We start from the raw sequence: 21989 nt of genomic DNA on the forward strand, positions 1-21989 counted from the left end.
CAGGGATGGCTGAAAACCCTTTGATTTCAAAGGCTCGCAGGCCCGATGCGAGTCTCGTTTCCCGCTACAGTTATAGATCTACAGAGTTCCATGGAAGTCTGTAAGTCGTTGAAAAAAAGGCCTTAGGGCCCTTTTTTCGTTCCAGCGGTAACCACCCAAAGCCGGTAGTGTCCGGGCATTTTGAGTCCAGGATTGAGCCCAGAGAGATCGGTGGGTCTTGTCGCCGCAGGTGCCTAGGTGCTCAGGATGTCAGGCGCGGTGCTGTGCAACGGCTGAAACGGTTTTGGCATGCATGCGCCGTTTGAACCAGATGGCCGACGCCGCAATCATCACGGGCACGGTCAGCAGGATAAAGATGTCGGTGATCGTCAGCCCCCACGTGGTGATGATCGCCCCAGACCCAGCCCCCAGAATTGCTCCTACTCGGCCGATCCCGAACACCCAGCTGACTCCTGTCGCACGGATCGGCGTTGGATAGTGAGCCGCGCCTAGTGCGAAACAACCTGCATTCGCGGACATCAGCACGTAGCCGAGGAAGAAGACCAGTGTACCGACCATGGCAAATGAGCTACTGAAAAGAGCAATCAGCAAGGTGAACACTGCGCAGCCAGCAAACATGATGCTCACGATCCGGTCCGGGTGAAACCGATCCATTTTCAGGCCAACCGTGAAGTTGCCTATGGCACCGCCGACTTGGAGGATGATTCCCAGCATCACAGCCTGGGAGTAAGACATGCCGGCAGCACTCGCCGTGAGGGGAAGCCAATTACTCAGGAAGTAGAGGTGGAAAAAGCCCATGAACATCGCGAGCCAGATAGTCAAGGTACCAAGGCGATAGTTCCGGTTCAATAAAGCTACCGGACCACGGATGGTTTCCTCGCTGACCACCTGTTCACTGTTTATGAACTTCGTCGAACTACTGGCGCTACCTGGCATCAGTTCGTTGGCTGCCGCTACTAGGCGTTCATGAGATTGTTGGCGTTGTAGACGGAATCGAAGTGACTCTGGAAGCCAGATGATGAGTGCCAAAACGAGCAGTAGGGGTAGTACGCCTCCAGTTGCGAACACGGCACGCCAGCTGTACAGCTGTATCAGATGTTCGCTGACCAAGCCACACAGAGCCCCACCCATACCGAATCCGCACCACGCCGAAGTTACCAGGAGTGAGCGCCGGCGAAGCGGAGCGCACTCAGCCAGCAGGGTGGTGATGTTTGGCATTGTCGCGCCTAATCCAACACCGGTGAGAAAGCGGGCTGCGGTGAGTGAGTGAAGACCACTCATGAATGCGCAAGTGAGACAAAAAATGCCTACCGCACACACGGCCGCGATGATGACCCAGCGTCTGCCGAATCGATCAGCCAAGGGACCAGCCAGAAGAGAGCCGATCGAGAGCCCCGCGATGCCGCTCATCATCAAAGGGCCCAGGTCACCCCGGCTAATCCCCCAGTCTTGAAGCAGAGCAGGGGCGATGAAGCCCATCATCATGGTGTCGAAGCCATCCAGCATCAGGATCAGGAGGCCGAGGATGATCACGGTCTTCTGTTGCCTTCCAATAGGACGGTTGTCCAGGAAGGTATGCACGTCTAGCACGTTATTATTCATCTTGTTGTACTCGTACGGCTTGTAAACGGGAAGTGGGGCTTTCGCCCCACTGCTATTTGGCCATGGCACGTAACTCGGCGGTGGCGATCTTATCGACTCGGCCTGAATCGGCGTCTACGACTGCCCGATAGTGTTCCCGCGCAAAGGCCGCGGTCATCTTGTGGTTCCAGACATCCTGCTCGATGTCCTCCAGCGGTCGATCGAGAGGGTTACCGAAACCGCCGCCGCCAGGTTGGGTGTGTGAAACCACGTCGTTCCGGGCAATGGTGATACCCACCTTGCTCGGCAGGAAACGAGTCTCGCTGCCGTGTTGTAATGCATTGACCGCCGGGCTTGCAGGTAGGCCACCTTGCAGGCCGTAGGGGCGGAATTTCATACGGTCGGCCCGCAGTTGCAGCAGGACGTCGTCAGCCAGCACACGGTAGCTGCGCAACACGCCCAGGCCGCCGCGGTAACGACCGGCGCCAAAACTGTCGGCCACCAGCTCATAGGCTTCAACACGCACCGGATGCTGTGCTTCCAGAGTTTCGACCGGGGTGTTCGAGAGGTTTTGCGAAGCGTTGGTGATTGCTTCCACACCATCGGCATGTGGTCGCGCGCCCCAAGCACCGCAGACCATGTCGACGATGATGTAGCCCTCGCCATTGTCTTTCTTGCCGGACAGGCACACGACGGTATTGCCGCCTTCACCTGCTGCCGGAATGCGATCGGGGACGACTTGCGCCAATGCGCCCAACATGGCGTCGAACACTCGATAGCCAGTGAGTGCGCGAGCAGCCACCGCAGCAGGTTCCAGTGGATTCAGAACGGTTCCTTCCGGCACATGCACATCGACGCAGCGGAACAGTCCTTCGTTGTTCGGTACGTCACCTTTGAGCGCGCAGCGCACACTCAGGTAAGTACAGGACTTGGTGTAGGACAGCGTCGAGTTGATCGCGGCGCGTACCTGTGGGGAACTGCCGGTGTAATCTACGCTGACCCGGTCCTCATGGACGGTGACTGCCACACGCACGGGAATGGGATCTTCCGACAGACCATCGTCATCGATGAAGTCCTCGAAGACGAAGGTGCCTTTAGGCCAATTACGGATTTCTTCTCGCGTTAGGCGCTCGGCGTAGTCGAGCAGTTCAGCGAAGTAGCGGCGACTGTCGTCACGGCCGTAGCGATCGAGCAGGCGCGTCAGTTCGCGACTGCCTACTTGGCAAGCGGCGTATTGCGCACGGAGGTCGCCCAGCACTCGGTCAGGCACGCGGACATTTTGCGCGATGATGCGCTCCATGATGTCGTTGATCTTTCCGGCTTCGTACAGCTTCACCACCGGAATGCGAAGACCTTCCTGGTAGATCTCGGTAGAGTCGCTGGCGTTGGAGCCTGGAACTCGCCCACCGACATCGGTGTGGTGGCAGATCACCACGCTGTAGCCTTCGATCTCGCCTTTGTAGAAGAAGGGAGCAAACATGAAGATATCTGGCAGATGCATGCCGCCCTGGTACGGGTCGTTGACGATCACTGCATCCCCAGGTTGCAGGCTATCGCCATAGCGAAGTTTGACCTGCGCCATTGCCTCGGGAATGGCACCCAGGTGGAGTGCGATGGTTTTGGCCTGAGCGATCATCTGCCCATGGCGGTCACAGATGGCCGCCGAGTAATCCATGACGTCCTTGACGATTTCCGAGCGAGCGGTGCGCAGCACGGTGTAGGCCACTTCATCGACGATCGAGTCCATGGCGTTCTTTACGACAGCAAAGGTGATTGGATCGATGGCCTGGCTCATGCGCGGATCTCCTGGATGTTGATGGTGATATTCCCGATGCTGTCTGCATGGGCGCTACAGCCTGGCGGCACAACGATGGTAGTGTCGTAAGACTCGATGATCAGAGGACCCTGTACCGGCTTCAAACCGATACTCGCTCTTGGCACCACTGGGGTGGATTGCATTGGGGCATCAGGATCGAAGCTGACCAGGCGCTCACCTTCGGACCCTTGCAAGGCTGTTGAGTCGACTTTGCAATCTGCGAACTCCAGTCGATGAGCGCTGCGGCCCCGAGCGCTGACGCGCAGGTTCACCAGCTCCAGCGGTTCGTCGCTCGCATATCCGAACGTTTGCAGATACTGGGCGTTGAAATCTTTGCCCAGTTGGTCGAGTACTTGCTGATCGATCTGGGCACTGCTCAGCGGGACTGTCAGTTCAGAGCTTTGTCCCAGGTAACGGACGTCTGCCGAGTAGACAACTTGAGCGGCGTCAGCTGCGTAGCCTTCACTCGCGAGTACGGTGAAGCCTTGGTCGCCGAGGGCAATCGCCTCAGTCGACAACGTACTCAAGTCGCATTGTGCGAACGGACGGAGGATGGCTTTCACGAAGTTGTGCTCAGCGTCAGCTGTGAGCATGCCGGCAGAGCAGAACACTCCTGCCATGATTGGCGCTACGACGCGGCGGATACCTAGCAAGCGAGCCACGGCAACTGCGTGAAGAGGGCCGCCGCCGCCGAATGCCATCATCGACATTTCACGGGGATCCAGGCCTCGTTCGACAGTTACGGCACGGATCGCGCGGGCCATGTTCACGTTTGCCAAATGGCGGATGCCATGGGCAGCCTTGAGCAGGTCGAGTTGCAGTGGTTGCCCGATGTATTGTTCGATGGCTTTGGCCGAGCGTTCTGGGAACACCGGCAGGCTACCGCCCGCCAGAGCGGTTGGGTTCAGATAGCCCAGTACCATGTTTGCATCGGTGACCGTCGGTTGATCGTTGCCCTTGTTATAGCAGGCCGGACCTGGATAGGCGCCCGCGGATTCAGGACCAACGCAGAGCAACCCGCCGGCATCAATCCATGCGATCGAGCCGCCACCCGCGCCGACCTCGGCGATATCGATCGCAGGGACCTTGAGTACATAACCGCCACCCTTAACGAAGCGGCTTGGAGCACTGATACCGTCGCGGAACTCGTACTCGTTGGTCAGCGAAGGCTGACCGTCAACAACGAGGGCCGCCTTTGCGGTAGTACCGCCCATGTCGAAGATGATCTGGTTGCTGTCGCCTGCTAGCGCACCGATTCGTGCTGCGCCGGTTACGCCGCCCGCAGGACCGGAGGCTACCGCAAATACCGGTTTTTCACTTGCCGATGCAATGCCCATCATGCCGCCGTTGGAGGCCATTACCTGCAACGAGGCGCGAACACCCATCGCTTCGAGGTCCTGCCGCAGACGAGCCAGGTAGGTTCGCATGGCTGGGAGGATATAGGCATTCACCACTGTCGTACTGGTGCGCTCGTATTCCTTGATTTCTGGCAGTACCTCAAACGACGCGCTGACCAATACCTGAGGGAAATGTTGCTGGAGAAGCTGCTTGGCACGGCGTTCGTGGGCTGGGTTGATGTAGCTATTGATGAACGCGATCGCGATCGCAGTCACGCCTTCGTCGATCAACGACTTTGCTTCACGAAGCAGTTGGTCTTCGTCCAGGGGAGTTACGACGTCGCCAGTCGCGCTCATGCGCTCCTGGATACCCCGCCTCCAGCGGCGAGTAGACAGGGGTTCAGGTTTGCTCCAGGAAAGGTCAAACATGGTGGGAGTGCGGATGCGACCAATTTCGAGCACATCTCGAAACCCTGCGGTGGTCAGGACGCCAGTCTTGGCACCGACTTTTTGTAGGATGGTGTTGGAGGCAGTGGTCGTGCCGTGCACGATTTCGGTGATATCGCCTGGCTCGACACCTGCTTGCTGAAGCAGGGTGCTCAAACCTTGCACGATGGCTTCGCCAAGATTTTCGGGAGTTGTCGAGGTTTTGTTGACGAACAGGCGGCCATCTGGCATTGCAAGCACGACGTCTGTGAACGTGCCTCCGATGTCGCATCCTACCCGTACGCCCCTGCTGATTTTTGTTGTTGATGCAGTGCTCATGATCGCTCCACTGGCTTGTTGATCATCGGTGCTAACTAACTGGACGTTCAGTTAGTAAGTGGTAAGCTAGAATCAAATCGGGCCCGTGTCAAATGGGTATGCAAGGAAGAATGTTTCGCGGCGGAGCCGCTGATACACTCGCCAGGAATGGCTACACAGAGGATTGCCGCAGCATGAAAGATGACGCTCAGACGGTTGCTAAGCCGCGAACTCGCAATGCCGCTCTAACGAAAGAAAATATCTTGAAGGTGGCTACCCGTGAGTTTGCGGAGCGGGGGTACGACGGGGCGAGCATCGAGGCAATCGTGCTGACCTGCAAAATCAGCAAAAATCTGATCTATCACTACTTCGACAGCAAGGAGGGCTTGTTCATCGAGGTGATGGAACGGGCGTACGGTGCGATGCGTGGTAGGCAAAATGAGCTGTCGTTGTCAGGCGACCCCGTACGCGACATGCGAGAATTGGTGCAGAAAACGGTACAGCATTTCATTGATCAGCCTGATTTTCACCTGCTGCTGTCGACGGAGAATCTGCACAAGGCCGCTCACATCCGAAAATCGACTGTGATTTCTCAGATGTTCAACCCCCTGCGGGCGGCGCTCTCGGAAATCTTGGAGCAGGGCAAGGAGCAAGGTGTCTTTCGCCAGGATGCGGAATGGGTTGATCTATACGTTTCAATCTCGGGTCTTGGTGCATATTTCATCACCAATCGCTACACGCTCTCCTACGTCCTGGGCGTCGATCTGGATTCGCCCGAGCGCAAGGCATCCCGCTTGAAGCACGCGTCGGATGTGATTATGAGTTATCTCTGCGATCTGGGCCCACGAGCCTGACCCCTTCCTAGTCCAATCAAATGGTGAATTGCGCGCACATCACGACTCTGGTCGTGATGCGCATACCCGTGGCCCGCTCTCCGGGTCTGACTAAACCGAAATAAATCGAAATATCTGTGCGCAGCTCGGTCTTCCCATTTGTGTGCTGCACTGTATGCATGCGACAATTTGTCCTTTCGTAATCTAGGAAGGACGTAAAAGTGGTAAACGGTGTAAATCCGGGTCGCTTGGGACGCGTATGGCTCGCGACTCTCGGCACGATAATTTTGTTAGCGGGCCTCTATTTCATCGGTGGCGGCGGGTGGTTGGCCTGGTTGGGGGGAAGCTGGTACTTCCTGATTACTGGCCTCATGCTGGTTGCAGCGGGTGGGCTCATCGTCCGTCGTCGCTCGCTGGGTGTGCTGCTCATCGCGGTTGCGGTGCTCTATACCGTCGTCTGGGCGCTATGGGACGTTGGCTTGCAGTTCTGGCCGCTGCTATCTCGGGTGTTGGCATTCGCAATGATCGGTGCCGCGGTAGCATTCTCCGTACCGCTGTTCACTCCGTCGCGCAAAGCTCGTATTACAGGCGTGGCCTTGGGCGCTGCGGCGTCGGTAGGGGTTGTAATCACTGCCGTCAGCGCATTTGAGCCAAAGAATGTCATCCGTGACGCTGAGTCAGTTGCCGCCGCGAATGATGTGCCTGTCGAAAAAGGCGACAAAGAACCAGGTGATTGGAAAGCATGGGCCGGTGATACCCATGGTTCCCGCTTCTCGCGTGTAGGCGATATCACTCCGGCAAACGTCAAAGACCTGAAGGTCGCTTGGACAGCTCACACAGGTGAGGCTGTTGTGCCTGGGTTGGGCGACGCTGAGGACCAGAACACACCGCTGCAAATCGGTGACAGCCTGTATGTCTGCACCACCTACAGCACTGTGATTTCCTACGACATCGACACCGGTAAGGAAAACTGGCGATTCGCGGCGGGCAAAGGTAACTCCACCTATCAGCGCTGCCGCGGCATGGCCTATTTCGATGCAACTACGGCCAAGAAAGTGGCTGACGTGCCAGGCGTGGCCGCTGATGCAGCGCTGGACGCCTCGGTGAGCCCGCAGCGCCTGATCTTCCCGACCGGTGACGGTCGCCTGATGGCCATCGATGCGCACACCGGCAAGCCGGTGGCCAACTTTGGCGACAATGGCGCCGTTGATCTCAAGGCCGGCATGGGTGAAGTCAATCCAGGCTACTACCAGCAGTCCTCGACTCCATTGCTGGCGGGCAACCTGGTCATCGTCGGCGGTCGCGTGATCGACAACTTCGAAACCAACGAGCCACCGGGCGTCGTTCGCGCCTTCGACGCCGTTACCGGTACGCTGGTTTGGGCATGGGACCCGGGCAACCCTGAGGTGACGCGCGAGCCGTTGTCGCCAGAGGGCTACACCCGCGGCACTCCTAACGTGTGGGTCGCAGCGTCTTATGATGCCGAGCTGGGCATGGTCTACCTGCCAACTGGTAACGCCACCCCTGACTTCTGGGCCGGTTTCCGTACCGAAGCTGACGACAAGTACGGCTCTTCCATCGTTGCCGTCAACGTCTCCACCGGCCGTCCTGTATGGTCGTTCCAAACCGTGCACCACGACATCTGGGACTTCGACGTCACCGGTCAACCGCTGATCTACGACATCCCCAACGATGACGGCTCGGTCTCCAAGGCGGTATCGGTTACTTCGAAAACCGGGATGATTTATTTGCTGGACCGCACCAACGGCAAACCGCTGGCTGACATCGAAGAGCGCCCGGTACCGCAAGGCAATCTGCCTGGCGAGCGTTATTCGCCAACCCAGCCGTACTCCGTGGGTATGCCGAACATCGGCAACGAAGTGCTCAAAGAGTCGGACATGTGGGGTGCCACGCCGTTCGACCAGTTGATGTGCCGGATCATCTTCAAATCCAGCCGCTACGATGGCGTGTTCACCCCACCAGGTGAAGATTGGGCAATCCAATACCCAGGCTCGCTGGGTGGCATGAACTGGGGCGGCGCGTCGGTGGACCCGACCACCCACCTGATGTTCGTCAACGATCTGCGCCTGGGCCTGCACTACAACATGGTGCCGGCCAAGGACATCCCGCCGGGCACTGGCAGCAGCGAGGGCATGGGTATCATCGTGCAGAAGGGCACGCCGTTCGGCACCTGGCGCGAGCGCTTCATGTCGCCGCTGGGTGTGCCGTGCCAGGCGCCGCCTTTCGGTACTCTGTCGGCTATCAACCTCAAGACCAAGAAGCTGGTGTGGCAAGTGCCGGTCGGCACGGTGCAGGACACTGGTCCTCTCAACATCGCCACTGGCTTGAAACTGCCTCTGGGCATGCCGACCCTCGGCCCTTCGCTGGCAACCAAGTCGGGGCTGCTGTTCTTCGCTGGCACCCAGGACTTCTACCTGCGGGCTTTCAACAGCCGTACTGGTGAAGAAGTGTGGAAGTCGCGTCTGCCAGCGGGTAGCCAGAGCGGCCCGATCACTTACCGTTCCGAGAAGACCGGTAAACAGTACGTGGTAATTTTCGCAGGCGGTTCGCCGCACTCCGATACGCGAAGTGACAGTGTGATTGCCTATACGCTGCCCTAAGCGGCTTTATAGCAAGCTGCGAGCGGCCCAGATCATGAAGCTATGATCTGGGCCGTTGCTTTTTTCTGGCCAGACATTTTTATCGGTGACATCCATGCCTTATACGGACAACCTCATAGCGTTCACCTTCGCAGCTACCTTGCTGACCCTCACCCCCGGCCTGGACACCGCGCTTATTCTCAGAACGGCGACTGTCGAAGGCCGCGGGCAGGCGATGCGAGCCGCGGTCGGTATCAATGCCGGTTGTTTGCTCTGGGGGGCGGCGGTTGCCTTCGGCCTAGGTGCCTTGCTCGCCGTATCCGAATTAGCCTACAGCCTGTTGAAATATTGCGGCGCGGCTTATCTGCTTTACCTGGGATTGGGCATGTTGATGCGCCCCCGACGCACGCTGGTCGAAGGCAATGCCAAAGCAGATTCGCGGTCTAACTGGTTTATGAAAGGGTTGCTGGGAAATGTCTTGAATCCCAAAGTCGGGATCTTCTACGTCTCTTTTCTACCGCAATTCATTCCCCAGGGTGAGCCGTTGATTGCCTGGACCTTCGGGCTAGTCAGCATCCATGTAGTGCTTGGCCTGATCTGGTCGCTGGTGCTGATCAGCATGACCGAAACATTCGCTACAGTGCTTCGTCGTGATTCGGTGATCAGCTGGATGGATCGCACGACGGGTGCCATATTCATGGCATTCGCTGCCAAGCTGGCATTGAGTCGAAGCTGATACCAGTAGAATTAAGCGGGCCGACAGACCGCCGAAGTTAGAGGCTGAGCCACACTCGCCCTGCGTGGGGGCGAGCGTGGAGGCCTTTTGCTACGAGGTATGAGCATTAACTCAAGAGCTTTTTCCTGCGGGGCTTGTGGCACCCGGGGTCGAAGCCATCAATTTAAAAATTCTCGTTTGCCTTGTGAGCAGTCGAGTCGCGGCTACCTACTAGATAGCCACTTCATATTGCCGATCTCGATCGGCAGGATGCTCTGCGCTCAAGGTTCTCAAGCAAAAACCGTAATTGAGCCGAAGATGATAGCGGCAAGAAACATGACCATGCATGTACCAATACTCCAGCCGATCGAGGCACGCTGATTATCGCCGTAGTCCACGTTCAGCAGGCCGCAGAGCAGATAGGTCGATGCTACCAGCGGGCTCAAGAGATGAACCGGCTGGCCGATCAGCCCGGCAATGGCCATTTCTTTCCCGTCGATTCCGTAATGCGCTGCCGTTTCGGCGAGGATGGGCAAGATACCGAAATAGAACGCGTCATTGGTGAGTATGTATGTGAACGGCATGCTGATAAAGGCGGTGAACACGGACATGTAATGCCCCGTGGAGTCGGGAATGATCTGCACAAGGCTGTCGGAAACGGCCTTGATCATGCCGGTGCCGGACATCACTCCGACAAAGATACCGGCGGCGAAGATCAGCAAAGTCACCGAGAGAACGCTACCTGCATATTTGTCGATCACTTCCTTTTGCGCCTTCAGCGTAGGGTAGTTAACCACCAGGCCCAAGCCGAATGCGATCATGAAGAGGATAGGCAACGGCATGATGTTCACCATCATCAGGGCAATAAGCGCGATGGTGAGTAGGGCACTGAAAGCGAACCGCCATCCAGTCAGCTTGGATTGTTCCAGTTCGGCAATCAGCTGTTCCAGATCAATCTGAGTAACGCCCAGCCGCCTGCGCTCTTGGCGGCCTAGCATGACTGCCGCGAAAAGTACCCAAACCAGGCCGGCCAGCATGATTGGCAGCATCTCGACAAACAGCTCGGTGATGTCGACATGCATGGCGCTGGCAGCACGTGAGAACGGGCCCGCCCACGGGAGGATGTTCATCACGCCGATCGTCAGCAGCAGTACGGTCGCCATTACCTGTGGGCGGATGCCGGTCCTCCGATAGAGCGGCAGCAGGGCGGCGGTGGTGATGATGTAGGTAGTTGCGCCGTCACCATCCAGGCCCACGCACATACCCAGTACGGCAGTGCCAAGGACGATCTTCAGCGGGTCTCCCTTGACCACCCGAAGCACGGTTTCGATCAACGGGTTGAAGAGACCGGCATCGGTCATCATGCAGAAGTACAAGATTGCGAACGTCAACATGATGCCGGTAGGGGCGAGCATCTTCAGGCCGTCGAACATCATCGGGCCCAGGTCGGCGGCAAAACCGGCAGCAGAAGCAAAAGCAATCGGTACCAGAATCAGCGCTACTAGCGGGGAGAGCCGCTTTGACATGATCAGGTACATGAAGCAGACGATCATGCTGTAGCTCAGGATCGTGATCATGAAGTCCCTCGTTTTATCTGTTTTATAGTGAAGACTTTTGCGCTCATCCTGCGGACGAACGAAGGCCTACGCGGCTGCGCGCAGACGTTTCCGGGTATCAGTTCATGCGTGTGAGAAAAGCGGCTTTCCGGCGTGTGGCAAAACTGCTTTCAGAATGTGGCCAGTGGCCGATTCGGTGATGAACAACGTGCGGTTGCCGTCACCGCCAAAAGCCAGGTTGGTGACGGTTCTGCCTGCTGAGCATGCCCTGATCCGGTATAGCGGTACTGCATGCGGGTCAAATACCCAGACACATCCGTTGCCAGCATCGCAGACGTAGAGATTGCCCTCGGCATCAAGTGCCATGCCATCTGCACCGCTGACACCCCCCGCCATCTGTGTGAAGACCCCCACTTTGGTCGTGCTGCCATCTTTCTGAATGGGCAGGCGCCAAACGGCATTGCCGCGGGTCATGGCAACGAACAGCGCTTGCTCCTTTACGTCCATCACCAGGCCGTTCGGACTCGGGGCATTGTCGATCAGACAGTCCAGGCGCTGCTGCTGCAAGTCATATCGGAATACACGGCCCGACGGGTCATGCATGCCGGTCTGGCCTTGGTCGGTGAAGTAGAGGTGGCCTGCGTGGTCGAAGAACAAGTCGTTCACGCCCTTGAAACCTTCGCTGCGGCGGTGGGTGAGGAATGGCTCAATGGACCTGTTGACGGGATCTAGCAGCAGGATGCCGCGTTTGTAGTCGGCGACGAAGATCCGGCCATCGGCATGGATTTTCAACCCGTTCGGCCAGCCATCGTACTCAACCACTAGTTCCCATTCACCTGCTGGCGAAACGCGGAAAATTCGACCGTAAGGGATGTCGGTCACGTAGAGATTGCCGGCTCTGTCGAACGATGGGCCTTCAAGGAAGCATGTGACGCGCTGCCCAGGTTTGTTGGCTCTCACCCAATCCGAATCACCGTCGCGCCAGAACTTCTCGGGCATACGGCTGAAGACCTCGGTTTGGAGGTCTTGAGGAGGGGCATACAGGCTCATTGGCAGCATCTCCAGCAAGGCGTGCAAGCACTCCATCCATCTTAGGCGATGGGTGAGCATTCAACGACGCGATTCTTGTAATCGCCGTTCTATTGGGTGGAACGGCGTTGCTTTGTATGGAACACTTTTTAGAAATTTCTCGGCTCTGTCAAGCCCAATCAACTTCCAACCAATGTGATAGGCGCATGGATTTTCATTGGAGACGAGTGGGGATTGACAGTGCGACAAAATGGCGCGAATACTATTGCACAGAACGTCATTCTGCCTGACAGAACAATCATAAAAAAACGGATCTGTGCTACCTAGTGGCCTGCCGCGTGAATGTTCCAAAGGCTCTCCAGCCGATGAGGAGAACCTCCATGCACCACGGTTCAGATATCGATGTATTGGTCAGTGAAGTCGCACCTCGCGACGGCCTGCAAAGCATCAAAGCGACCATGCCCACCGAGCTGAAGCTTCGTTGGATCTCTGCTCTGGCTGAGTCAGGATTGCGCGAGATTGAAGTCGGCTCATTCGTGCCAGCCAAGCTGCTTCCTCAAATGGCTGATTGCGCTGAGCTTGTCGCTCACGCCCGCCAGATTTCTGGTCTGTTCGTGACTGCGTTGGTGCCAAACCTCAGAGGTGCCCAGGCAGCTTTTGACGCAGGGGTGCAGAAAATTACCCTACCGATTTCTGTCAGTGAGCCGCACTCTCTCTCCAATATTCGTAAGACGCATGCGCAGGTCTTCGATGAGGTCAAGGCGGTAGTTGCTCTGCGTAACGAGCGCTTCCCCGGTATCGAAATCGAAGCAGGGTTGTCGACGGTGTTTGGTTGCACCCTCCAAGGGGTAGTAACTGATGACGAAAGCATCGCCATGGCTGTGAAAATGGCCGAGCTTGGGGTTGACGAAGTAGGCCTGGCAGACACCGTGGGTTACGCCAACCCGGCACAAGTCCGTCGCGTCTTCACTCGTCTTCGCAATGAACTCGGTACCGTTGCGGGAAGTGCTCACTTTCACAACACACGCGGCCAAGGGCTGGCCAATGTCGTCGCTGCCCTGGAGGCTGGGGTAACTACCTTCGACGCTTCCCAGGGTGGGATTGGCGGCTGCCCATATGCTCCTGGGGCCTCCGGCAACATCGTGACTGAGGATTTGGTTTATCTGCTGGAGTCCATGGGCTTGCGCACCGGTGTCGACATCGACCGCCTGGTCGCATCCCGGGAATGGCTCCGTCAGGGCCTGCCGGGAGAGGCCTTGTATGGCTTCATTCCAGATGCTGGCGTCGGTAAGAACTTCACCTATGCGAAGGAGGCCGTATGAGCCAGTCCACAGAAAAAAACCTGCCCCTCGCTGGCATCCGTGTCATTGAGTTTGTACACATGGTGATGGGGCCGACCTGCGGTTTATTGCTTGCAGATCTCGGCGCTGAAGTTATCAAGGTGGAACCAGTTCCCGAGGGTGACAATACGCGTCGGCTTATGGGGTCCGGTGCAGGCTACTGGCTGACCTACAACCGCAACAAGAAAAGCTTTGCTGTCGACATCAAGTCGGAAGAGGGCATGGCTGCGGTCAAAAAGCTGATAGCAACCGCAGATGTAGTGACCGAGAATTTCCGGCCGGGTGCAATGGAAAAATTGGGACTGGGCTATGACGATGTCAAAGCGATCAAGCCCGATGTCATCTACAGCTCGATGAAAGGCTTCCTGCCTGGCCCGTACGAGAAACGCACCGCACTGGACGAAGTCGTTCAGATGATGACTGGCTTGGCGTACATGACTGGTCCAGTGGGCCGGCCCCTGCGCGCAGGGGCATCGGTCAACGATGTCATGGGCGGCATGTTCAGTGCTGTCTCCGTACTGGCCGCTTTGCTGCAACGCAAGGAAACCGGCAAAGGCCAGTTCGTGCAAACTGGCCTGTTCGAAAACTCCGCATTCCTTGTTGCTCAACACATGATGCAGAAGGTCGTCACGGGTGCCGCTGCCGCACCGATGCCAAGCCGCATTTCGGCCTGGGCAATCTATGACGTTTTCGAAACGGCTGATGAAGGCCAGCAAGTTTTCATGGGCGTGGTGAGTGATAGCCAATGGGTTGCGTTCTGCAAGGCATTCGACTTTGCGGAGTTCGCAAACGACGAATCGCTTGCACGGAATAATCAGCGGGTACAGGCGCGTGAGCGAATTATGCCAATCGTCCGTGCACGTCTCCAATCGATGAGCAAAGAGACGGTGATGTCGATGTGCGAGGCGGCAGGGTTGCCGTTCTCACCGATCCAGCGTCCAGAAGACCTGTTCGATGATCAGCACCTGAATGAGTCAGGTGGCCTCACCGAATTGACGCTTAGCAATGGTGAGACTACGAAGGTCCCGATGTTGCCATTCGAGATGGACGGTCAGCGATTTGGGGCGCGACTGCCTGCCCCTGAAGTCGGCAGCCATTCTCGCGAGTTGTTGTCCGAGTTGGGGTACGAGAGTGCTGCCATCGATAGCCTTGTATCCGCTGGATTGATTCGGACCTGAAAGGTCCGGTTAGGACCGCCGCAAATGGACGTGCAATGCCAACGCTCAATTTGGGTGTTGGCCAAGCATCGACCTTGACGACACCGTCTGGCCGCACATAAGAACAAAATCGAGGAAATTGTCATGGCTAACGTCACGACTCCAGCAAACTCTGCCCCTTTGTCACAGCCAGTGACTTTGTCTGCGATACAGCAAACTGCACTTCGCAAAGCTGCCTGGCGGTTGATCCCGCTGCTGGCTTTGGCGTATTTCTTCAACTATCTCGACCGCACGAGCGTCGGCTATGCCGCACTGCAAATGACTGACCAACTGGGGCTGACAGCTGCACAGTTCGGCCTCGGTGCGGGCATCATGTTCGTCGGGTACTGCCTTTGCGAAGTACCAAGCAATCTGGCTATGTATCGCTTTGGTGCCCGGCTCTGGATGGCCCGGATCATGATTACCTGGGGCTTAGCGGCCGCGGCAACCGCTTTCGTCGTCGGGCCTTATAGCTTCTACATCATTCGCTTCATTCTTGGCGTTGCTGAAGCCGGTTTCTTTCCGGGCGTTATCTTCTTCCTGACGCTTTGGTTCCCGATTCAGTACCGCACCCGTGTGCTCGCCTGGTTCACTGTAGCCACACCGATTTCGTTCCTTGTCGGGGGACCTTTATCTATCTGGCTGCTCCAGATGCACGGCACGCTCGGGCTGGCCGGTTGGCAATGGATGTTTCTGATCGAAGGGCTTCCAGCCTGTGTTCTGGGCCTGATCACGCTGAAAGTTCTTGCAAATCGTCCCAGCGAGGCCAAATGGCTGAACGTTCAAGAGCGTGACGCACTGGACCAGCTGTTGGCTGCTGAACGTGGAAAAGCCGAAAAAAGTCATGCATTCAAAGCTGCTCTAAAAGACCCACGGGTGTGGGTGCTCAGCTCCATCACGTTCAGTTTCACCATCGGTACTTACGGCATCGGCATTTGGCTGCCGCAGATGCTCAAAGCTCAGGGCGTCGAGTTGGGCATGATTGGTTGGGTCGCTGCCATTCCGTACTTCTTCTCGACCATCGGCCTGCTGTTCTGGGCGAAGCATGTGGACCGTACCGGCAAAGGTATCTTCAACCTGGTGATCGCTCTGGTTCTCGCTGGGCTGGCATTGATCTTCGCCTTGCAGATGAGCGCTTTGATTCCAGCACTGATCGGCATCACTCTGGCACTGGTTGGCACCATTTCGGCCAAAACCATTTTCTACACCCTGCCGGCGAAATTCCTGAGTGGCCAGGCGGCGGCGGGTGGTATTGCCCTCATCAACTCGATTGGTGCATTCGGGGGGTTCGTTGGGCCTTACCTGATGGGCTACCTGAAGGAGACGACTCAATCCTTTACTGCTGGTCTGATGGTCATGGGTTGCATTCTGTTCTTCGCAGCGACGATGGCACTGGTGCTCAAGATGTTTATGCGTGAGGCCTGACCAGAACGGTGTTCTGTTGCGTAGACATATTCAATTCTCTATGTTGGGACGTAGTGGTTCTGGCTGGCCTGCCTACGGGCAGGCCTTTTTCAAGCAAAATATAGTGATGCTATGCCTACCAACAGCAATCAACCTAGTGATGACGGCGCAGACAGTTCAGCAGGCGGTGTCGCCGCCGTAGACCGCGCTTTTGCAATCCTCGCTGCCTTTGATGCCCATCGTCCTAGCCTGCCACTGGCCGAGCTGTCGCGGCGCACAGGTTTGTACAAGAGTACGATCTTGCGTTTGATGACGTCCCTGGAGCGAGCAGGTTTCGTGCGCCGTTTGGCGGATGGCCAGTTTGCTGTCGGCCACGAACCGCTAAGGCTTGCCCAGCTTTACCAAGGTGCCTTCAACCTGCGTGATGTACTTTTGCCGATCCTTGAAGCTTTGTCTCAGGAGTGCGCAGAAACATCCTCGTTCTATGTCTCAGAAGGGACAAGCCGAGTCGTCCTGCTGCGGGTTGAGCCAAAAAGATCGGTGCGAGTCTCCATTCATGAGGGTGATCGATTCCCTATCAATGCAGGCGCATCGGGTAAGGTGCTTCGCGCGTTTGGCTCTTCAACTGATCGATCCCTTGACGCCATCCGTGAGCAGTATTGGGCTGAATCGTTCGGCGAGCGCGACCCCGATACCGCTGCGATTTCAGTACCTGTTTTTAATGCAGGCAATGTCCTGGCCGGCGCGTTAACGTTGTCAGGGCCCGCCGATCGCTTCAACGCAGAGCAGATTCGACGCGTTCGTGGCACCGTATTGAGAATGGCAGCGCAAGCGACTGCTGCTTTGGGTGGTCCGACTGAGCCCTATTCGCAGGCTATCAGCGCAAAAGCCTGAGTCTCCTCTGGCTTAAGACAATGTTGGCCGTACTGACCTGTAATAAGTGCTTTCTGAATGGCGCCTCGTACTGAGCTGTTGACTATAAAAATTTCCGCATTTCTGCGACAGGGATGCCGAGGTGGGGGTCAGCGCATCGCATTGGCGTGTGCAAGCACTAGACAAAATTCTAAGTAATCATGAAGCAACTGAGGTGATGAGCGAAATGGCTAAGGCCGCCGATGTCGTTGTGCAATGCCTGGAAAACGAAGGTGTCGAGTATGTGTTCGGCATTCCTGGTGAGGAAAACCTCGACCTGCTGGAATCCCTGCGCAAGTCGAAGATCAAGCTGGTACTGACCCGCCACGAGCAGTCCGCAGGCTTCATGGCGGCCACTTATGGCCGTTTGACTGGCAAGACCGGCGTCAGTCTGTCGACCCTGGGTCCTGGTGCCACCAACCTCGTGACCGCCAGTGCCTACGCTTACCTGGGCGGCATGCCAATGATGATGATCACCGGCCAGAAGCCGATCAAGAAGTCCAAGCAGGGCCGCTTCCAGATCATTGATGTGTGCGGCATGATGGACCCCATCACCAAGTACACTCACCAGTTCGCTTCGGCCGACAATATTCCTTCGCGCATGCGCGAAGCCTTCCGCCTGGCCGAAGAAGAGAAGCCGGGTGCCGTGCATCTGGAGCTGCCAGAAGACATCGCTGCCGAGCAGACCGATGCCCTGCCGATCCCGCGCAGCCTGCACCGTCGCCCGTTGGCCGAGCATGTGGCCATCGAAGCAGCTGTTGAAAAACTGCAAAAAGCCCGTAGCCCTATCCTGGTAATCGGTGCTGGCGCTAACCGCAAGATGACCGCCAAGGTCCTCAAGCAACTGATCGACAAGACCGGCATCCCGTTCATCACCACCCAGATGGGTAAAGGTGTGGTCGACGAGCGCCACCCGCGTTTCCTCGGCAACGCTGCGCTGTCGTCGGGTGACTTCGTTCACCGCGCCGTCGAAGCCGCAGACCTGATCATCAACATCGGCCACGACGTCATCGAAAAGCCGCCGTTCTTCATGGTCCGTGGTGGCACCGAAGTCATCCACATCAGCTTCCGTTCCGCCGAAGTCGATGCCGTGTACTTCCCGCAGGTCGAAGTGATCGGCGACATCGCCAACGCCGTCTGGCAGATCAGCGAAGCGCTGACCGATACCTCGCACTGGGACTTCACCCGCCTGATGGCCATCCGTGAAGCCAACGAAGCGCAGACCGCCGAAGGCGCCGATGACAACCGCTTCCCGGTGTACCCGCAGCGCTTGGTCGCCGACATCCGTCGTGTGCTGCCGTCCGAAGGCATCGTTGCCCTGGACAACGGCATTTACAAGATCTGGTTCGCCCGTAACTACAAGGCGCACAAGCCGAACACCGTGCTGCTGGACAACGCCCTGGCGACCATGGGCGCCGGCCTGCCATCGGCCATGGCGGCGCACCTGGTGCACCCGGACCGCCCGGTGATTTCGGTCTGCGGTGATGGCGGCTTCATGATGAACAGCCAGGAGCTGGAAACGGCTGTTCGCTTAGGGATGCACATCACCGTGGTGATCCTGCGTGACGACGGCTACGGCATGATCCGCTGGAAACAGGCCAACATGGGCTTCACCGATTTCGGTCTGGACTACGGCAACCCGGACTTCGTCAAATATGCCGAAGCCTATGGTGCCAATGGTTACCGTGTCGAAAGCGCCGACGCCTTGCTGCCGTTGCTGGACCACTGCATATCCAACCCTGGCGTGCATGTGATCGACTGCCCGGTCGATTACAGCGAAAACGACCGCATCTTGAACAGCGAATTACGTGAACGAGCGTTGTCGATCTAAACATTGTGCCTCGTAGGCAGTTAATCGCTGTTTAGGGAAGGGGCCACTTCTGCCGAGTGGCCTCGATTACTCAGCGTCAAGCTACGGCCTGAGCGCCAGTGATTTCGACCAATGAGCCGCACATGAAGGCTGCTTCATCTGAGGCTAGGAAGGCCACCAACGCCGCAACTTCTCCAGGTTTGCCAATCCTCCCCAGCGGCACCATTCGGTCAAGGTCTGCAATGGTGCGACCCGAACGAACCACGCCGGCTTCAAGCATCGGGGTATGGATCTCACCAGGGCACACAGCATTCACTCGAATATTATGCGGGGCGTAATCGCGCGCCAGGTTCTGGGTAAAAGAGGCTACAGCTGCCTTGGTGACGTTGTAGGCGATATGGCCGGGAGCTGGGTGAAGGCCCCATTGCGAAGCAGTATTGACGATCGCCCCAGCGCCGGCTTCGATCATCGCAGGCAATACGGCCCGGCACAGGTGAAACATCGAGTCGACGTTGACCGCAAAGCTGCTGTGCCAGTCATCTTCACTCAACGCAAGCAGATTGCCGCGGCGGTTGATGCCGGCATTGTTGACCAGAACATCGATCCGGCCTAACTGCGCCAGCACGTCCTTGATCAATCCGCGGCAAGCCTCCCCCTGGCTGATATCTGCCGAGATGGCCAGTGCTTGGTAGCCTTCGGACTGCAAGTCATCAACCACTGCCTGAGCTGCTTGCAGATTTACGTCGCTGACGACCACTGTTGCGCCTTCGTGAGCGAAGCGTGTAACGATTGCCGAACCGATACCGCCGGCTGCTCCGGTAACGATGACTACCTTGTTAGCAAATCTGTTCATTGAGCGTGGACCTCACCGATTGTTGTTGTGAAAGGGGTGGCGCGCTTCAAGCTATGAATATCATGTATGCAAGTTTGCATGCAATAATTTGGAGGGTGCACAATTTGATTTCCGCATGCCATGAAAGTGGCTAGTCAGGCTCGGTTTTCATTCATGCCAATGTCCCTGCGGCCAGGCTGGTGCAAGGTGAAGAGAGAAGTTTGGATATAGCTGACGCGACGCTGCGGCCCATGATTTTTGTGATCGGGGGCCGCATCTTTTGCGCGTTGCGGCGCTCAGCCGACCGACATGCGGGCAGTAAGGTTCTGTTGCATGTAGTCCAGGAAGCGACGCTGGAACAACATGGTATGTTCATGAGCCGCGGCCTCGGCGGCGTCCGCATCCCGGGCTGCGATTGCGTCGATCATCTCGTCATGGTCGCGCCCCAGGCGGTGAGCGCTTGCAGAGCTGACGACGTGATCAAAGTGCAGATGCAGGAGTCGTTGCCCTTCACCGAGAAGGCGCTCGTAGTAAGTGATGAAATAGGGGTTGCGACCTGCATGAGCGATCGCCATATGGAAGGCTTTGTTCAGTTCCGACATGGCTTGGAAATCGCCTGTGGTCACCGCCTTCAAGTAGGCCGCATCCGCATCTCGGATCGCTTGTAGATCTTCCGGCCTGTGCTGGGTTGCCGCGAGGCGAGTAACAGCCCGCTGGATCAGGTCGAGGGCTGAAACATAGTTCGGGAATTCCTCGATCTCGAACGGTGTAACCAGCGTCGTACGGTTGGGCAGAATGACAACCAAGCCTTCAGTGATCAGGCGCGCCAATGCATCACGTACGGGGGAGCGGGAGAGCCCAAACTGGGCGGCCAGGGATACTTCATCTAGCTGAACACCAGGCTTGAGCTTGAGCGTCAGAATTTGCTTACGAAGCTCTTCATAAATGTACCGTCCACTGTGCCGACGAGGGCCGCTTTCGGTGTCGTTATCTTTTGCCATCATCAGGTCTCGGTTGGTCTGCCCGGTATCATACAGGTCAGCCCTTGATAATTTTCAGTCTCTGCTGACTTTGCGTCCCCCTAGCATGGGGGAGGGAGTATTAAGCGTCAAACAGTGGCCATCCATATAGCTGAAGAGTAAGTCCATTGGGGATGGGCGCCCCGATCAACACCTGTCTGATGCAGGTTATTGGCTTTTCAATTTCAAATTAAGCAGCTGTGCTCGGTTTAACCCGAGCACAGGTAAACAATGGGTCACTGACTCAAGCCGACTCCCCACGTATCACTCAGCATGAAGCCCCCCGCGAGTGGGTCGTCAGGATCGACCCCCAGCTGTTGCAGGCCGTAAATCCACGCCCGACCGGTCACCCGTGGTAAAACCGCAGGCTTGCCGGCTACCTCGGCATGGCCCAGCAGGGCGACCTGGAACTGGCCGCCAATGGTCGATTGGGAAACCAGATGATCGCCTGGCTGTACCAATCCACGTGCTGCCAGGGTGGCGAGATTAGCCGAGCTACCGGTGCCGCAGGGCGATCGATCAACCCGCCCTGGTGGCAGCGTGGTGCAGGTTTGATAGGTGCGATCGTCCAGGCGGTTGCGGAACATCACGTATGCCACTTCGTTGACCGAGGGCAGCAGCGGGTGCTGGATGTTCAACTGACGGTTGATCACGTCCTTCAATGCAACGCCGGCATCGGCCAAGGCGCGGGCATTTTCCGGGGCGATCGAAAGCCCGGTCTGTTCGACATCAATCAGGGCGTAGTAGACACCGCCAAAGGCCACATCGATGTTGATCGTGCCGAACGCTTCGGTTTCGATGGCCAGGTCCAGGTGCTCGACGAAGGCTGGCACCATGTCCAGCGACACACTCAGGCAACGGCCGTCCGCGCATTGAGCGCGGGCGGTGACCAGGCCGGCCGGGGTATCCAGCACTACCGTGGTTTCCGGCTCCTGCATCGGCACCATGCCCAGTTCGAGCAATGCAGTGACCACGCAGATGCAATTGCTACCGGACATCGGGTGGGCCTTGTCAGCTTGCAGCACGATAAAGCCGGCATGCGCCTCAGGGCGGGTTGGCGGCAGCAGCAGGTTGACCGACATCTGGAGGCAACCACGTGGCTCCAGCGTCACCAGGCGGCGCAGCCTGTCGTCGACTTCGTTGATGTAGTTCATCTTGTCGAGCATGGTGGCACCCGGGACGCCAATGACGCCCCCGGTGATGACCTTGCCGATCTCGCCTTCGCAGTGCACTTCAGCCAGCTGAAGCGTCTGTTTCCAACGCAT

Annotated in this window: 16 protein-coding genes; 8 read left to right on the top strand and 8 right to left on the bottom strand. The window is 57.4% G+C overall.

Annotated elements, in window-relative coordinates:
* Positions 1–249 precede the first annotated feature (249 nt).
* The 3 genes from ACZ6YA_RS02170 to ACZ6YA_RS02180 are packed head-to-tail and all read right to left on the bottom strand — an operon-like array spanning position 250 to position 5499.
* Positions 250–1602, bottom strand: coding sequence for an MFS transporter (locus ACZ6YA_RS02170; RefSeq protein ID WP_465895116.1), 1353 nt, complete (start codon positions 1600–1602; stop codon positions 250–252).
* Between the two features lie 52 nt (positions 1603–1654).
* The gene (locus ACZ6YA_RS02175) at positions 1655–3376 is read right to left on the bottom strand and encodes a hydantoinase B/oxoprolinase family protein (protein ID WP_465895117.1); all 1722 of its coding nucleotides are present in this window, start codon (positions 3374–3376) and stop codon (positions 1655–1657) included.
* On the bottom strand, positions 3373–5499 hold the full coding sequence (locus ACZ6YA_RS02180) for a hydantoinase/oxoprolinase family protein (protein WP_465895118.1): 2127 nt from the start codon (positions 5497–5499) through the stop codon (positions 3373–3375). Before ACZ6YA_RS02180 ends, ACZ6YA_RS02175 begins: the two co-directional genes overlap by 4 nt.
* A gap of 173 nt (positions 5500–5672) precedes the next feature.
* Here ACZ6YA_RS02180 and ACZ6YA_RS02185 point away from each other — a divergent pair, with 173 nt between their 5' ends.
* The 3 genes from ACZ6YA_RS02185 to ACZ6YA_RS02195 all read left to right on the top strand — a co-directional run bounded on the left by ACZ6YA_RS02185 (position 5673) and on the right by ACZ6YA_RS02195 (position 9647).
* The gene (locus ACZ6YA_RS02185) at positions 5673–6332 is read left to right on the top strand and encodes a TetR/AcrR family transcriptional regulator (RefSeq protein WP_108079234.1); all 660 of its coding nucleotides are present in this window, start codon (positions 5673–5675) and stop codon (positions 6330–6332) included.
* Between the two features lie 200 nt (positions 6333–6532).
* Complete coding sequence (locus ACZ6YA_RS02190) at positions 6533–8932, top strand: membrane-bound PQQ-dependent dehydrogenase, glucose/quinate/shikimate family (RefSeq protein WP_465895120.1); 2400 nt, start codon at positions 6533–6535, stop codon at positions 8930–8932.
* Positions 8933–9026: 94 nt separating this feature from the next.
* A complete protein-coding gene (locus ACZ6YA_RS02195) occupies positions 9027–9647 on the top strand; it encodes a LysE family translocator (protein ID WP_465895121.1) in 621 nt (206 codons plus the stop codon).
* A 269-nt stretch (positions 9648–9916) separates the two neighbouring features.
* On the opposite strand, the gene ACZ6YA_RS02200 is transcribed toward ACZ6YA_RS02195, so the two are convergent.
* On the bottom strand, positions 9917–11203 hold the full coding sequence (locus ACZ6YA_RS02200) for a CitMHS family transporter (RefSeq protein ID WP_400794518.1): 1287 nt from the start codon (positions 11201–11203) through the stop codon (positions 9917–9919).
* A gap of 102 nt (positions 11204–11305) precedes the next feature.
* Positions 11306–12232 (bottom strand): SMP-30/gluconolactonase/LRE family protein, encoded by a 927-nt coding sequence (locus tag ACZ6YA_RS02205; protein WP_465895330.1) that lies wholly within the window; start codon positions 12230–12232, stop codon positions 11306–11308.
* 359 nt (positions 12233–12591) lie between these two features.
* Between ACZ6YA_RS02205 and ACZ6YA_RS02210 the strand changes: the two genes are divergently transcribed.
* The 5 genes from ACZ6YA_RS02210 (at position 12592) to ACZ6YA_RS02230 (ending at position 18894) form a co-directional block, all read left to right on the top strand.
* Entirely contained in the window at positions 12592–13533 is a 942-nt protein-coding gene (locus tag ACZ6YA_RS02210; RefSeq protein WP_465895122.1) for a hydroxymethylglutaryl-CoA lyase, read from the top strand.
* A complete protein-coding gene (locus tag ACZ6YA_RS02215; protein ID WP_465895123.1) occupies positions 13530–14729 on the top strand; it encodes a CaiB/BaiF CoA transferase family protein in 1200 nt (399 codons plus the stop codon). The genes ACZ6YA_RS02210 and ACZ6YA_RS02215 overlap by 4 nt, the downstream gene beginning before the upstream one ends.
* 123 nt (positions 14730–14852) lie before the next feature.
* Positions 14853–16172: an MFS transporter gene (locus tag ACZ6YA_RS02220; RefSeq protein WP_465895124.1), complete on the top strand. Its 1320-nt coding sequence runs from the start codon at positions 14853–14855 to the stop codon at positions 16170–16172.
* A 111-nt stretch (positions 16173–16283) separates the two neighbouring features.
* Complete coding sequence (locus ACZ6YA_RS02225) at positions 16284–17045, top strand: IclR family transcriptional regulator (protein WP_465895125.1); 762 nt, start codon at positions 16284–16286, stop codon at positions 17043–17045.
* Positions 17046–17250: 205 nt separating this feature from the next.
* A complete protein-coding gene (locus ACZ6YA_RS02230) occupies positions 17251–18894 on the top strand; it encodes an acetolactate synthase large subunit (RefSeq protein ID WP_465895127.1) in 1644 nt (547 codons plus the stop codon).
* A gap of 76 nt (positions 18895–18970) precedes the next feature.
* Here ACZ6YA_RS02230 and ACZ6YA_RS02235 read toward each other — a convergent pair whose 3' ends face one another.
* From ACZ6YA_RS02235 to ACZ6YA_RS02245, 3 genes are all read right to left on the bottom strand, one after another.
* Positions 18971–19726, bottom strand: coding sequence for an SDR family NAD(P)-dependent oxidoreductase (locus ACZ6YA_RS02235; RefSeq protein ID WP_465895128.1), 756 nt, complete (start codon positions 19724–19726; stop codon positions 18971–18973).
* Between the two features lie 275 nt (positions 19727–20001).
* Positions 20002–20709 (bottom strand): GntR family transcriptional regulator, encoded by a 708-nt coding sequence (locus tag ACZ6YA_RS02240; protein WP_465895130.1) that lies wholly within the window; start codon positions 20707–20709, stop codon positions 20002–20004.
* Positions 20710–20960: 251 nt separating this feature from the next.
* Positions 20961–21989 carry a proline racemase family protein gene (locus tag ACZ6YA_RS02245; RefSeq protein ID WP_465895131.1) on the bottom strand — a complete coding sequence of 343 codons (1029 nt, stop codon included), beginning with the start codon at positions 21987–21989 and terminating at the stop codon, positions 20961–20963.

Source organism: Pseudomonas sp. NPDC090752, assembly GCF_055584805.1.

Excerpts from the sequence above, each read along its gene's own strand:
- ACZ6YA_RS02170 (WP_465895116.1), bottom strand. The coding sequence starts at position 1,602 with ATGAATAATAACGTGCTAGACGTGCATACCTTCCTGGACAACCGTCCT.
- ACZ6YA_RS02175 (WP_465895117.1), bottom strand. The coding sequence starts at position 3,376 with ATGAGCCAGGCCATCGATCCAATCACCTTTGCTGTCGTAAAGAACGCC.
- ACZ6YA_RS02180 (WP_465895118.1), bottom strand. The coding sequence starts at position 5,499 with ATGAGCACTGCATCAACAACAAAAATCAGCAGGGGCGTACGGGTAGGA.
- ACZ6YA_RS02185 (WP_108079234.1), top strand. The coding sequence starts at position 5,673 with ATGAAAGATGACGCTCAGACGGTTGCTAAGCCGCGAACTCGCAATGCC.
- ACZ6YA_RS02195 (WP_465895121.1), top strand. The coding sequence starts at position 9,027 with ATGCCTTATACGGACAACCTCATAGCGTTCACCTTCGCAGCTACCTTG.
- ACZ6YA_RS02200 (WP_400794518.1), bottom strand. The coding sequence starts at position 11,203 with ATGATCACGATCCTGAGCTACAGCATGATCGTCTGCTTCATGTACCTG.
- ACZ6YA_RS02205 (WP_465895330.1), bottom strand. The coding sequence starts at position 12,232 with ATGAGCCTGTATGCCCCTCCTCAAGACCTCCAAACCGAGGTCTTCAGC.
- ACZ6YA_RS02210 (WP_465895122.1), top strand. The coding sequence starts at position 12,592 with ATGCACCACGGTTCAGATATCGATGTATTGGTCAGTGAAGTCGCACCT.
- ACZ6YA_RS02215 (WP_465895123.1), top strand. The coding sequence starts at position 13,530 with ATGAGCCAGTCCACAGAAAAAAACCTGCCCCTCGCTGGCATCCGTGTC.
- ACZ6YA_RS02220 (WP_465895124.1), top strand. The coding sequence starts at position 14,853 with ATGGCTAACGTCACGACTCCAGCAAACTCTGCCCCTTTGTCACAGCCA.
- ACZ6YA_RS02225 (WP_465895125.1), top strand. The coding sequence starts at position 16,284 with ATGCCTACCAACAGCAATCAACCTAGTGATGACGGCGCAGACAGTTCA.
- ACZ6YA_RS02230 (WP_465895127.1), top strand. The coding sequence starts at position 17,251 with ATGGCTAAGGCCGCCGATGTCGTTGTGCAATGCCTGGAAAACGAAGGT.
- ACZ6YA_RS02235 (WP_465895128.1), bottom strand. The coding sequence starts at position 19,726 with ATGAACAGATTTGCTAACAAGGTAGTCATCGTTACCGGAGCAGCCGGC.
- ACZ6YA_RS02240 (WP_465895130.1), bottom strand. The coding sequence starts at position 20,709 with ATGATGGCAAAAGATAACGACACCGAAAGCGGCCCTCGTCGGCACAGT.
- ACZ6YA_RS02245 (WP_465895131.1), bottom strand. The coding sequence starts at position 21,989 with ATGCGTTGGAAACAGACGCTTCAGCTGGCTGAAGTGCACTGCGAAGGC.